Here is an 11,862-nt window from a genome sequence, read left to right as displayed (position 1 = left end):
CTAGTATGTGCGGTATCAGAAAACATAAAATTCGTGCCACTTTAGCCAAAATAGCAGAACTTTAGGAATCTATGAAACATTTAAGCCTAACCCCCGAACTTTATGAATACATGCTGGACAAATCTTTGCGTGAGCATCCATCTCTAACTGGTTTACGTAAGGTGACGTCGACTATGGACCTGGCGAACATGCAAGTTGCGCCGGAACAAGCTCAATTTATGCAATTACTTCTGCGCCTTATCGGTGCAAAAAATGTTTTGGAGCTGGGAACATTTACTGGCTATAGTGCTTTAGCCATGTCTTTAGTTTTGCCGGATGATGGCAAGCTCATCACTTGTGACATCAGCTCCGAGTGGACGAGCAAAGCACATCCCTTCTGGCAGGAAGCACAGCAAGACCATAAAATCGAATTAAGACTCGGCCGTGCCTTAGATAGCTTACATGCACTCATCGCCGAAGGTTGGGAGCAAAAATTCGATTTCATTTTTATTGATGCTGATAAAACCAATTATGTGCATTACTATGAATTGGCATTAAAACTAATTCAACCAAAAGGATTAATCGCTATAGATAATATTTTTTGGGATGGTAAAGTAATTGATAAAAATGAAACAGGTGGACAAACCAGAGAAATAAAAAAACTTAACGATTTGATTAAAAATGATCAACGCGTGTTTATTAGTTTATTGCCAATAGCTGATGGATTATTTTTAGTACAACCATCTTAGCGCATACTGTATGCCTAAGTATCTTGTAGCCTGGATGAAAGCGAAACCGTAACCCTGGTTTAAGTTGTTGGCCTTCGTGTCTTTAACCCTGGGTTCCGCTGCACTTCACCCAGATTACTGACCTTGCTTTCTGCCATTTCTTGTAGAGGAAGGTTTTTTATAAGTACTGAATCATTTTAAAGGAGTAATCAACAATGCAAACAAACAACAACCCTTGTGGACTAGATGGTTTTGCTTTCTTAGAGTTTTCAGGCCCAGATAAAAAACGTCTGCATCAACAGTTCATAGACATGGGTTTCCAAGCTGTTGCGCATCATAAAAATCAAGACATCACTTTATTCCAGCAAGGCCAGATTCAATTTATAGTTAATGCAGCAACAAATTGCCAAGCAGAAGAACATGCCAAAACTCATGGCGCGGGTGCTTGTGCCATGGGATTTAAAGTGAAAAATGCTCAAGCCGCTTTCGAATATGCACTTCAGCACGGAGCCAGTGCATTTGAAGATTGCTCACATGCACATCATGGTTTACTGGGTATCCAAGCCATAGGTGGTAGTGTTATTTATTTTGTTGACGATCAACACCACCCCTTCTCTGCTCATTGGGAGCATCAACCCAATAAAAAAATAGAAGGAAATGGCTTAGTACTTATTGATCATTTAACCCATAACGTATTTCGTGGCAACATGGATAAATGGGCTCAGTTTTATGAGTCTATTTTTAACTTCCAGGAAATTCGTTATTTTAACATTAAAGGAAAAATGACGGGCTTATTAAGTCGTGCTCTAGGTAGCCCTTGCGGAAAAATTAAAATCCCATTGAATGAATCCAAAGATGATTTATCTCAAATTGAAGAGTTTTTACATGAATACAAAGGTGAAGGCATCCAGCATATCGCATTAACTACTAACAACATTTACCATACAGTGCATACATTAAGAGAGCAAAGCGTTAAATTCCTTGATGTTCCAGATACGTACTATGAAATGCTGCATGATCGCCTTCCTTGGCATCAAGAGCAAGTTCAGCAACTACAAGAAGAGAAAATATTGATTGATGGTGACGTCGATCCAAAACATGGTTTATTGCTGCAAATCTTTACTGAAAATATTTTTGGCCCTGTGTTTTTTGAAATTATCCAACGTAAAGGAAATCAAGGATTCGGTGAGGGTAACTTTCAAGCATTATTTGAGGCCATTGAGCGAGATCAAATCAAACGTGGCACCTTGAAAGAAAAATCAGCTTAAAAAAATATCATTGTAGCCTGGGTGAAGCGCAGCTGAACCCAGGGGTTCGGATCAAAAATACACGCCCATAACCCGGGTTACGGCTTCAGCTTCACCCAGGCTACAAAACACCCAGGCTACAACTAAACGAGGAGCTTATGAAACTTGCCAGTTTAAAATCAGCATCATCACGCGACGGAGAGTTATGTGTGGTCAATCAAACATTAACTCTTGCCGTACGAGTACCTCAAATCGCACCCAACTTACAATATGCTTTAGATCATTGGGATGTAGTAGAAGAACAATTGCAAAAAGTGTCTCAACAACTTAATGAAGGACATTTAGAAAATGCCTTTAGTTTTGATCCACAACAATGTGACTCACCTCTTCCTCGCGCCTATCAATGGGCAGATGGCAGCGCTTATGTGAATCATGTCGAGCTGGTGCGTAAGGCGCGTGGTGCGGAGTTGCCAGAGAATTTTTGGACTGATCCCTTAATGTATCAAGGTGGTTCTGATTCATTTTTGGGACCTAGAGACCCCATATTGATGGCAGATGAGGCATATGGCATCGATTTTGAAGCAGAAGTTGCAATCATTACTGATGATGTTCCTATGGGCATAAGTCAGGACAATGCAGGACAACATATTAAACTTCTGATGCTGGTCAATGATGTCTCATTACGTAATTTAATACCAAATGAGCTCGCAAAAGGCTTTGGTTTTTTTCAATCCAAGCCCTCCAGCAGCTTTTCTCCAGTTGCCATCACTCCTGATGAACTAGGCCCTGATTGGGATGGGCAACGAGTGCATTTGCCTTTATTAAGTCATCTGAATGAGCAATTATTTGGCCAGCCCAATGCAGGAATTGATATGACGTTTTCCTTCGCAAAACTAATTGAACATGCAGCCAAAACCAGAGTCCTTCGTGCAGGAACTATTATTGGTTCAGGTACAGTCTCAAATCTTGATCGCAGCAAAGGTTCATCGTGTATTGCCGAAAAACGAATGCTGGAAATCATAGAGCAAGGTCAAGCAAAAACATCTTTTATGCGTTTTGGTGACAGAATTCGTATTGAAATGCGTGATAAACAAGGCCGAAGTCTATTTGGGGCCATCGATCAAGTGGTGAAGCAGGTATAAATAATGAAACTATATGATTATTTTCGCTCAACAGCATGTTATCGTGTCCGAATTGCTCTGAACTTAAAAAATATTGCTTATGAGACAATGAACATTCATCTAGTGAATCATGGTGGAGAACAGCATAGTCCAGAGTATCAAGCGATCAATCCCCAACAATTAGTTCCCAGCTTAGAAGTCAATGGACAAGTGATTAGTCAATCACTTGCCATAATTGACTATCTGGATGAAACCTACCCTAATCCTCCGTTATTACCACAAGACCCGTGGGATAAGGCGACCATAAAATCTTTTGCCTTAATTGTTGCCTGTGATATGCATCCTTTAAATAATTTAAGGGTTTTAAACCGCTTAAAAGAACAATTTCAAGCCAGCGAATCACAAGTTATGGAATGGTATCATCATTGGCTTAAAGCAGGATTTGATGCTTTTGAAGCGAAGCTACAACATATTAAACGTCGACAACTTTTTTGTTTTGGTGACACAGTGACATTGGCTGATCTCTGCCTTATACCTCAAGTCTATAATGCAAACCGTTTTCATTTTGCTATGGATAACTATCCGCTTATCAATGAAATCAACACCCATTGTTTGACTCTGGAACCATTTCAAAAGGCAATTCCCGAGGTTCAATAGGTATTGGTTGAAACCTGGGTGACGCGCAGCGGAACCCAGGCTATAAAGTTTATGGTAATAAATTTATTTAAAACCATGCCTTCTTTAATTCGACAGTCACAACACCTTTTGGCGTTTTCTCAAGCATGCTCCACACAGTTTTGCATCGCTGTAAATGACCAATCAGATAATTTTTATTGCTGCATCTATAGCGCACTGGCATTTGATCATAAATTTTCCCTGAATTAATCGCTTTACAACGTTCGCCATTAGTTAATTCGATGCCCCAAGGATAAGCGCGTGACATATCTAATGTTTTGTTTTGCTCATTATTCAAAGGTTCTTTCACCATAATCAACACGCTGTCTCCGCGCCAAGGAGATTGAGGACATAAAGCCTCCGTCCTGTTTGGACCGGCCTTAACAAAACAAGGATCATACGTTTTGCCGCCTGCAAGGCAACGCCAAGCATCTTCCCGTTCAATTAATTGGGATTGAGAATAACATTCTCCCATGAGTGTTTTTTTCACTTGTGGAACCACTTGATTCGTTATATCACCATAAGGCCTGAATAATTTTAATACCGTATCATCTGCTGCCGCCCCCAAAGAACAAAAAAACAATGAGATACAGAACATTTTTTGCAACATAATCTTTCCTCAATGATTATACTGAAGCACTTTCATTCTTGTTTGGGATTACCCTAATAAAGCGAGAAAATCAATGTGTTTTAGCACTAATATAGTAGAAATGCTGATAACCCCGGTGTATCATCTCATTTTTAGTTAAAGGTATCTATACTTCGTGAAGTCACAAATTGGGATTGGCATTACCCTGTTTCGCTAACCAGATAAATCCTTCAATCGGAACATGCTTGATGTAACACAATACGTATGCATTGTTTCAACAAGCGTCCTAGGACTGATGGAATTTAAATGCACTAAAACAGTGCTCAGCGACTGTACAAAGTATACTCAGAGCGAGGAGTAAAAAAATGAGTGAAGTTTTTACCATAAAGCAGTGTTTAGATGGTGAAATCAACATTGATAAACACGTCACAGTGAGAGGCTGGGTTAAGACTCGACGTGATTCCAAAGCAGGTTTGTCTTTTATTAGCCTGCATGATGGTTCTTGTTTTGCTCCCATTCAAATCGTAGCTACAGACAATTTGGACAATTACACCACTGAAGTCAGTAAACTGACTGCAGGCTGTTCGATAATTGCCTCAGGCAAATTAGTAGCCTCTCAAGGTAAAGGCCAATCGTTTGAAATTCAGGCGGAGTCTATTCAAATTGTAGGCTGGGTAGATAATCCAGATACTTACCCTATTCAAGCAAAACGACACACTCTGGAGTTTCTACGCGAGGTAGCTCATCTACGTCCTCGTACGAATACGATTAGCGCTGTTACACGGATTCGTCATTGTTTATCACAAGCCATCCATCGCTTTTTCCACGAACAAGGGTTCTTTTGGATCCATACCCCCATTATTACTTCCAGTGATTGCGAAGGTGCGGGTGAAATGTTTCGCGTGTCCACTTTAGACCTCTTAAATACTCCTAAAAACGAATACGGCCAAATCGATTTCAATAAAGACTTTTTTGGTAAAGAAACATTTCTTACGGTTTCAGGACAATTAAATCTTGAGGCTTATTGCATGGCGATGTCCAAAGTATATACTTTTGGACCCACTTTCCGTGCTGAAAACTCAAATACAAGCCGACACTTAGCTGAGTTCTGGATGATTGAGCCCGAAGTCGCTTTTGCCACGTTGCAAGATATTTGCGATTTAAGTCAAAAGATGTTGCGTTATTTATGTAAAGCAGTTCTCGAAGAGCGTGCTGATGATATGGAATTTTTCAATCAATTTGTTGCACCAGGATGTATTGAACGACTGGAACACGTTGCTGACTCTGATTTTGAAATTATGACATATACTGATGCCATTAAAATTTTGGAACAGTGTGGACAGTCATTTGAATTCCCAGTTAGTTGGGGTTTGGATTTGCAATCGGAACATGAGCGTTATTTGGCAGAAGTTCACTGCAAAAAACCGGTGATTCTGACTAACTATCCCCAGGAAATCAAAGGGTTTTATATGCGCCTCAATGATGATGAAAAAACCGTTGCGGCGATGGATGTTTTAGCGCCTGGAATTGGTGAAATCATCGGAGGTAGTCAACGTGAGGAACGTCTCGACATTCTGGATAAGCGTATCGAAGAATGCAATCTAAGCAAAGAAAGCTATCAATGGTATCGAGATCTACGTCGTTATGGTACTGTACCCCATGCAGGATTCGGTTTGGGCTTTGAACGTTTGGTGAGTTATGTTACTGGCTTAGCCAACGTACGCGATGTAATTCCTTTCCCACGTACACCAGGGCATGCAGACTACTAAAACACCCATCTAGATTTCTTAATAACCCGGGTAGCGCACAGCGAAACCCGGGTTGGGCGAATGCCTTCACCCTGGCTACAATCTACAAACCAGGACCACTTACTCCGGCTCTTTCTTCTGCATCGTCTTCAGCAATAGGTGCTAATACTTGAGGAGCCACTTTATTTTTTAAAAATCGATGTGGATTTACCCCCATATCTACAAAATCATAAGCTTCTTTATTCTTTCTAAGCCCATCTAAAAAACTTTTCGCAAGCTGGGTTGCTTGGGCACTACTCCCCTTATCCTTATCTTTAAGCATTCTTTTATTAACTCCTCTATAGATAACTCTTACCTGCAAAAACAATAGCTCAGAGAGTCTCTGTTGATACAAGCTTATTTAAATTCGGACAAAATACCCTCGCCCAGTACTAAAACACGGTCCATTTGTTTTGCCAGCTGTTGATCATGAGTTACAATGACCAAAGCTGTATTCATTTTTCGATTCAACTCCAACATTAAATTAAATACTTTTGTTGCAGTTGTTTGATCGAGATTACCTGTTGGCTCATCTGCCAATACGCAGTATGGTTGATGTACCAATGCTCGAGCGATAGCAACCCGTTGGCGCTCTCCTCCGGAAAGCTGGGCGGGCTTATGTGTTTTTCTTTCTTTCAGGCCAACATCATCCAGTATTTTACTTGCTTCTGCCATGGCATCCATCACTGAGATTTTGGCTAGCAGTAGTGGCATAGAAACATTTTCAAGCGCGGTAAATTCCGGTAACAGGTGATGGAACTGATAGATAAATCCCAAGCCTTGATTGCGTAATCGACAACGTTGCTTTTCATTTACTTTCTGCCAATTCACATCCTTAATTAATACCTCGCCACTTGTTGGCTTATCCAACCCGCCCATTAGATGCAATAAAGTGCTTTTCCCAGAGCCCGAAGGACCGATAATTGCCAAACGCTCACCTTTCGCGATGGACAAATCGACACCTCGTAAAACATCAACCTTAGAGGCTCCATCATTGTAGGATTTACACAGTTTTGTCGCATGTAAAATAATATCACTCATAATGCAAAGCCTCCGCAATCACTGTTTTTGAGGCGCGCCAGGCAGGATAAATGGTTGCAAAAAAGCTCATTAATAAAGCCATAACACAAACTTTCCATAGATCACTCAACATAATCTTAGAAGGTAAATAATCAACAAAATAAATACTCGATGACAAGACTTTAAAATGAAACCAGGCTTGCAGATGATTCACGATCGTGGTCGCATTTTCAGCCAAGACTAATCCAGCAAGCAAACCAAAAAACGTCCCCACAATTCCGACCATCATGCCTTGAACAATGAACGTCCATAATATGGTAGAAGGGGTTGCACCAATCGTTCGTAGAATTGCAATTTCTGCTTGTTTGTCATTAACAACCATCACCAAAGAGGAGACCAGATTAAATGCAGCTACCGCGATAATGAGCAATAAGATCATAAACATCATCGTTTTTTCCATTTTGACCGCCTGGAAAAACGCACCATACTGCTGCGTCCAATTACCAACCTGGTATTCTCCACCTAACAATTGAGACAAGCGAACAGACAGTTCAGGAGCTTGGTACACATTATCTATTTTCATTTTGATGCCGGTGACATCATCCCCCATTTGCAATAACTTTTGGGCATCCCCCATATTGATAAAAGCCAGCTTTGTATCAAAGCTAAATCCTGTTCCAGCAGAGAAAACACCTACTACTGTAAATCGCTTAAAACGCGGAATCATTCCCGCAGGAGTCACCGTTGCCTGAGGAATCATCACTGTAACCTTATCCCCAATCATCGTCCCCATATTGTCTGCAAGGCCTTTACCTAGGATTATGCCAAAATCTTTTAAATTATTGAGATTTCCAGCCAACAATTTATCTTGCAAGTGACTCATCTTTTCTTCTTGCTCAGGCAATACGCCCGTTAAGACAATAGGTAAAACCTGTCCTTCGTGCACCATTAATCCTTGTCCACCGACATAAGGAGATAATGCTTTAATTTCAGGAACCGTTTGAATTTTTTTAGCTACTTCAGACCAATTATCGAGTCGCTCATTGGGTCCAGAAACCGTAATTTCAGGGGCCATACCAAAAAAACGGTTATGTATCTGTTCATCAAATCCATTCATTACTGATAAAACAGTAACCAGAACCATCACTCCTATGCCAATACCAAGCATAGAGCTCAGAGATATAAAAGAAACAAAATGATTCTTTTTTCGAGAACGCGTATAGCGTAAGCCCATAAAAAGGGCTAATGGTTTATACATATTTGCTTTGATTTTTGGTTAAAGTCTTATTGTAGAGAAAAAATCCCCTAAGAGATATACCCTATAGCTGGTTCTGCTATTTTATTGTTTCGTCATCAGATAACCCACATAGTTATCCACAAAATTTGTGGATATTTAGTCGCACATAAGATTTTTTAAGCCATTAATTTTACAAATTGTAAATTAAATTTATTTAACGTAGACTGATTCATCAAACTAATCTAATTGGAGGGAATCTTATGGCATCATCACAATTGCAGGTAAAAAAAATCATTCTTAGTGATAAGCTTACTGCCTTAATTAACTCACCCGACGTGCGTTTTGATGAGGTTGATGCAGCAATAGATGTAGAGCTTCATAACGTCTCGGCAGGAGTAGCACTCGATCAGTTCACTGATTTTCTTCACTTAGCTTCATTCATTAAAACAAAACGTTTTTCTGACCCTATGAGAGCCCTGCAAATATATGTGGCTAGTGATACAACTCCAGAAACACGCAAGGCAATGATTCAGGCAATTAGGATGTCCTCTGCAGGCGACGATAAAATTTATGAACTCATCTGCTTATTAGCCAAAAAAAATAAGCTAGAACGATATACCCAAATAACCAAGGTCACTCCACTACGCTTTACGATGAGCAGGGGTGACCAGGAATATACGGAAGAACATAGTGATTGGCATTTAATTTTTGAACTATTTGGACTCTGTAAAACACTACCTCCTGATTTGATTCCTTTAATAGCAGAATTATTAAGTACAGCGTATCCCTCGGCAGAAGATCTACAACTCCTTGATAATTTTTTTAAATTCATGAAGCAAGTTGATCTGTTACGAAAAGATATAATCGAAGCAATGCTCCCTAAATTAAAATATAAAAGTGAATTAGATAAACTGCAATTGTTCCTAAGCTATCTACAGAGCCAAGATTTACTATTACCCGGTGTTCTAAAACGCACCCTACCCTTATTAGAAACTAATTTGGACACTATTAAAACTTTTTTCAATATCTACCAAGATGAGATAAAAGCAGTTAGCTCACGCCAAGAAACGTTAGAAAAACTAGCTCTATTTTGCCAACTTTCTCGTCGAGACATGGAAAGTTATGATGATATAGAACCAGCCAATACCCCATTACATCAAGCCATTATTGACCGAAATCATTACAACCTAAACTATGCACTGAGAATGGCAAACTCGAAACTGCTCTTAGCAACCTCTTTTAGCAATACCGCTTTGATTTTAGCTTGTAAGCTGGCCGATAAAGAAGCTGCAAAGCAAATTTTGCAAAAAATGCTTGAGTTACACTGTGATGTAAATCAGGCTGACAATCACGGGATGACCGCACTTCACTGGGCAAGATTTTATCACTTTGATGATTTATGTATAGAGCTTGTTGCCGCTGGCGCCAAAGAAGAACTGATCGCATCGAATGGTAAAAACAGTACTTATTTCGCAAAACATCCATTTACGCTTACTGATTTCATAATCGAAGGAGAACGAGGTGAAATTATTGAGGGCTCCTTCAAATTAAGAAATTGTGCGCTGACTGACATCGCCTTTCATGCAGATAAAATTGCCTTAAATTTGAAATTAGCTACATCAAAAGAAGTAACGAGATTGTTTGAAAGCAGTGAAAGTGCCCAGATTCGTTCATCCAATCGCTTTTCCTTGTTTTTTAAAGCATACCGCAGCCGCTTAGTTGATTGGTTAGACAAACAAAGATCACTAGAGCATGAATCCAGTCCATCAATAGCTGCTGCTGTAGCTCCCTCTAGCTAAAAGCAAGATATGACAATCATACAAGATTATTCTGAAGGCTGCGCTGTTAACGCCTGAGATGTCCTCAGGCTATTAAACCCAGCCTTATTTGACTATTTTTCAAACGAATTATCGAACATATACAGGGACTCCAAATGGGTTTCGATGCATCAGGTTATCGCGCAAATCGTACCCAGGATAGTCACAAAGATAACTTTGGGAGTATTATTTTAATAAGCTACCGGTTATCCTATATAGACACTTTGTAAAGCCTGTTGTCAGGTGAGGTAAATTTGTATGAATCCTAGCTCTTGGTATTTTCCTTCACTCATTGCTTTATGTCTTTATGGTGCCTGGGGGTATTGGGGTACAAGAGCATCAAGCTTTATTAATCCTTTATCCATCACGTTTTATTCAAGCATTGGTGTATTAATTTCAGGACTCATCGCCCTTGTATTACTTGATTTTAAATTGGATCTTTGTCCCAAAGGAGGGACATATGGATTATTGAACGGTTTAGCAAGTGGCATTGCCTGTATTTTTTTCATTTTGGCATTACGCAATGGACCTACAATGCCTGTGGTACTCGTGACATCCATGTATCCTATGATTACCCTATTATTGTCCGTTGTATTTCTCAAGCAAGGGTTAACTGTGAAACATGTCCTAGGAATGATTTTTGCGATTCTTGCGTTAGTCTTATTTGCTACAGAATAACTGGTGATTGGTGCCCAGGGCCGGAATCGAACCGGCACGGACTTTTGGTCCGAGGGATTTTAAGTCCCTTGCGTCTACCTGTTTCGCCACCTGGGCAATCTATTTATGGAGGCTGAGGCCGGAATCGAACCGGCGTACACGGCTTTGCAGGCCGCTGCATGACCACTCTGCCACACAGCCTCATTTATACTTCTAATACGTCTATGTCTATTGCTCTAAAAAAAAAGCGACTTTTTTTGTCGCTTTAATTTGGAGCGGGAAACGAGACTCGAACTCGCGACCCCAACCTTGGCAAGGTTGTGCTCTACCAACTGAGCTATTCCCGCGTCTCTACGGGGTGTGATTCTACCGAAATTTAACACCCTGTCAATAATAAAATTAATTTTTTTTCGTTAATTCTGGCCAGGCAATCGCCAAATAAATAATCATCGACCAAATAGTTAAAATTGCGGCCACATATAGCAGGACAAAACCGAAAATCCCACCCCAACTATCTAACGAATTAAATGCCAACAATAAAAATAAGGCGACCATTTGTAAAAATGTTTTTATCTTCCCCACATATCCAACAGTCACACTCGCACGTCGACCAATTTCAGCCATCCATTCCCTTAAGGCCGAAATAACGATTTCACGCCCAACAATTACAATAGCAGGAATAGTAATGTAATTAATTTCCTTAGCACCTACGAGCAACAACAAACTTGTAGAAACCAATAATTTGTCTGCAACAGGATCAAGAAAAGCACCAAAAGGAGACATCAACTTCAGTCTGCGCGCCAAATAACCATCTAACCAATCGGTAAAACTTGCTGCAGCAAAGATACTTGCGGCAAACATATGCGCAAATGAAAATGGTAAATAAAATACGACAACAAGCACTGGAATCAGCACGATGCGCAGCAAAGTTAATAAATTTGGTAAACTGGTTATTGTACTCAACGTTTGATACTCCCTTTACAGATGACTAAATAAACTCCCGTA

12 protein-coding genes and 3 tRNA genes are annotated in these 11,862 nt (G+C 40.1%); 7 read left to right on the top strand and 8 right to left on the bottom strand.

Features of this window, described 5'->3' with window-relative positions:
* The first annotated feature begins 71 nt into the window (after positions 1-71).
* The 4 genes from Lste_RS15440 to maiA all read left to right on the top strand — a co-directional run bounded on the left by Lste_RS15440 (position 72) and on the right by maiA (position 3,732).
* A complete protein-coding gene (locus Lste_RS15440; protein WP_058511892.1) occupies positions 72-728 on the top strand; it encodes a class I SAM-dependent methyltransferase in 657 nt (218 codons plus the stop codon).
* A 194-nt stretch (positions 729-922) separates the two neighbouring features.
* Entirely contained in the window at positions 923-1,975 is a 1,053-nt protein-coding gene (hppD, locus tag Lste_RS15435) for a 4-hydroxyphenylpyruvate dioxygenase (protein ID WP_058511891.1), read from the top strand.
* 137 nt (positions 1,976-2,112) lie between these two features.
* Entirely contained in the window at positions 2,113-3,096 is a 984-nt protein-coding gene (locus Lste_RS15430) for a fumarylacetoacetate hydrolase family protein (RefSeq protein ID WP_058511890.1), read from the top strand.
* 3 nt (positions 3,097-3,099) lie between these two features.
* On the top strand, positions 3,100-3,732 hold the full coding sequence (gene maiA, locus Lste_RS15425) for a maleylacetoacetate isomerase (RefSeq protein WP_058511889.1): 633 nt from the start codon (positions 3,100-3,102) through the stop codon (positions 3,730-3,732).
* Positions 3,733-3,799: 67 nt separating this feature from the next.
* Here maiA and Lste_RS15420 read toward each other — a convergent pair whose 3' ends face one another.
* Positions 3,800-4,360 (bottom strand): hypothetical protein, encoded by a 561-nt coding sequence (locus tag Lste_RS15420; RefSeq protein WP_058511888.1) that lies wholly within the window; start codon positions 4,358-4,360, stop codon positions 3,800-3,802.
* 344 nt (positions 4,361-4,704) lie between these two features.
* Between Lste_RS15420 and asnS the strand changes: the two genes are divergently transcribed.
* On the top strand, positions 4,705-6,108 hold the full coding sequence (gene asnS / locus Lste_RS15415) for an asparagine--tRNA ligase (RefSeq protein WP_058511887.1): 1,404 nt from the start codon (positions 4,705-4,707) through the stop codon (positions 6,106-6,108).
* An 82-nt stretch (positions 6,109-6,190) separates the two neighbouring features.
* On the opposite strand, the gene Lste_RS15410 is transcribed toward asnS, so the two are convergent.
* The 3 genes from Lste_RS15410 to Lste_RS15400 all read right to left on the bottom strand — a co-directional run bounded on the left by Lste_RS15410 (position 6,191) and on the right by Lste_RS15400 (position 8,404).
* Positions 6,191-6,409, bottom strand: a complete 219-nt coding sequence (locus Lste_RS15410) for a hypothetical protein (RefSeq protein WP_058511886.1) — start codon at positions 6,407-6,409, stop codon at positions 6,191-6,193.
* 74 nt (positions 6,410-6,483) lie between these two features.
* Entirely contained in the window at positions 6,484-7,167 is a 684-nt protein-coding gene (gene lolD, locus Lste_RS15405; protein WP_058511885.1) for a lipoprotein-releasing ABC transporter ATP-binding protein LolD, read from the bottom strand.
* Positions 7,160-8,404, bottom strand: a complete 1,245-nt coding sequence (locus tag Lste_RS15400; protein WP_058511884.1) for a lipoprotein-releasing ABC transporter permease subunit — start codon at positions 8,402-8,404, stop codon at positions 7,160-7,162. Before Lste_RS15400 ends, lolD begins: the two co-directional genes overlap by 8 nt.
* Positions 8,405-8,643: 239 nt before the next feature.
* On the opposite strand from Lste_RS15400, the gene ankQ reads away from it, so the two are divergent.
* Entirely contained in the window at positions 8,644-10,182 is a 1,539-nt protein-coding gene (gene ankQ, locus Lste_RS15395; RefSeq protein WP_058511883.1) for a Dot/Icm T4SS effector AnkQ/LegA10, read from the top strand.
* Positions 10,183-10,458: 276 nt separating this feature from the next.
* Positions 10,459-10,878 (top strand): EamA family transporter, encoded by a 420-nt coding sequence (locus Lste_RS15390; protein WP_058511882.1) that lies wholly within the window; start codon positions 10,459-10,461, stop codon positions 10,876-10,878.
* A gap of 8 nt (positions 10,879-10,886) precedes the next feature.
* Here Lste_RS15390 and Lste_RS15385 read toward each other — a convergent pair.
* The 4 genes from Lste_RS15385 to pgsA form a co-directional block, all read right to left on the bottom strand.
* Positions 10,887-10,974, bottom strand: a tRNA-Leu gene (locus tag Lste_RS15385).
* Between the two features lie 10 nt (positions 10,975-10,984).
* Positions 10,985-11,058 (bottom strand) — tRNA-Cys (locus tag Lste_RS15380).
* Between the two features lie 70 nt (positions 11,059-11,128).
* Positions 11,129-11,204 (bottom strand) — tRNA-Gly (locus tag Lste_RS15375).
* A gap of 52 nt (positions 11,205-11,256) precedes the next feature.
* Positions 11,257-11,820, bottom strand: a complete 564-nt coding sequence (gene pgsA / locus Lste_RS15370; RefSeq protein WP_058511881.1) for a CDP-diacylglycerol--glycerol-3-phosphate 3-phosphatidyltransferase — start codon at positions 11,818-11,820, stop codon at positions 11,257-11,259.
* Between the last annotated feature and the right edge of the window lie 42 nt (positions 11,821-11,862).

The sequence above is a fragment of the Legionella steelei genome, assembly GCF_001468005.1.
Taxonomy (GTDB): Bacteria; Pseudomonadota; Gammaproteobacteria; order Legionellales; family Legionellaceae; genus Legionella; species Legionella steelei.
Note: the sequence above shows the minus strand (reverse complement) of the source record. Positions and strands in the feature narration are given on the sequence as shown.

What these genes read in the sequence shown, in the direction of transcription:
- Lste_RS15440 (WP_058511892.1), top strand. Translation starts at nt 72, where the DNA reads ATGAAACATTTAAGCCTAACCCCCGAACTTTATGAATACATGCTGGAC.
- hppD (WP_058511891.1), top strand. Translation starts at nt 923, where the DNA reads ATGCAAACAAACAACAACCCTTGTGGACTAGATGGTTTTGCTTTCTTA.
- Lste_RS15430 (WP_058511890.1), top strand. Translation starts at nt 2,113, where the DNA reads ATGAAACTTGCCAGTTTAAAATCAGCATCATCACGCGACGGAGAGTTA.
- maiA (WP_058511889.1), top strand. Translation starts at nt 3,100, where the DNA reads ATGAAACTATATGATTATTTTCGCTCAACAGCATGTTATCGTGTCCGA.
- Lste_RS15420 (WP_058511888.1), bottom strand. Translation starts at nt 4,360, where the DNA reads ATGTTGCAAAAAATGTTCTGTATCTCATTGTTTTTTTGTTCTTTGGGG.
- asnS (WP_058511887.1), top strand. Translation starts at nt 4,705, where the DNA reads ATGAGTGAAGTTTTTACCATAAAGCAGTGTTTAGATGGTGAAATCAAC.
- Lste_RS15410 (WP_058511886.1), bottom strand. Translation starts at nt 6,409, where the DNA reads ATGCTTAAAGATAAGGATAAGGGGAGTAGTGCCCAAGCAACCCAGCTT.
- lolD (WP_058511885.1), bottom strand. Translation starts at nt 7,167, where the DNA reads ATGAGTGATATTATTTTACATGCGACAAAACTGTGTAAATCCTACAAT.
- Lste_RS15400 (WP_058511884.1), bottom strand. Translation starts at nt 8,404, where the DNA reads ATGTATAAACCATTAGCCCTTTTTATGGGCTTACGCTATACGCGTTCT.
- ankQ (WP_058511883.1), top strand. Translation starts at nt 8,644, where the DNA reads ATGGCATCATCACAATTGCAGGTAAAAAAAATCATTCTTAGTGATAAG.
- Lste_RS15390 (WP_058511882.1), top strand. Translation starts at nt 10,459, where the DNA reads ATGAATCCTAGCTCTTGGTATTTTCCTTCACTCATTGCTTTATGTCTT.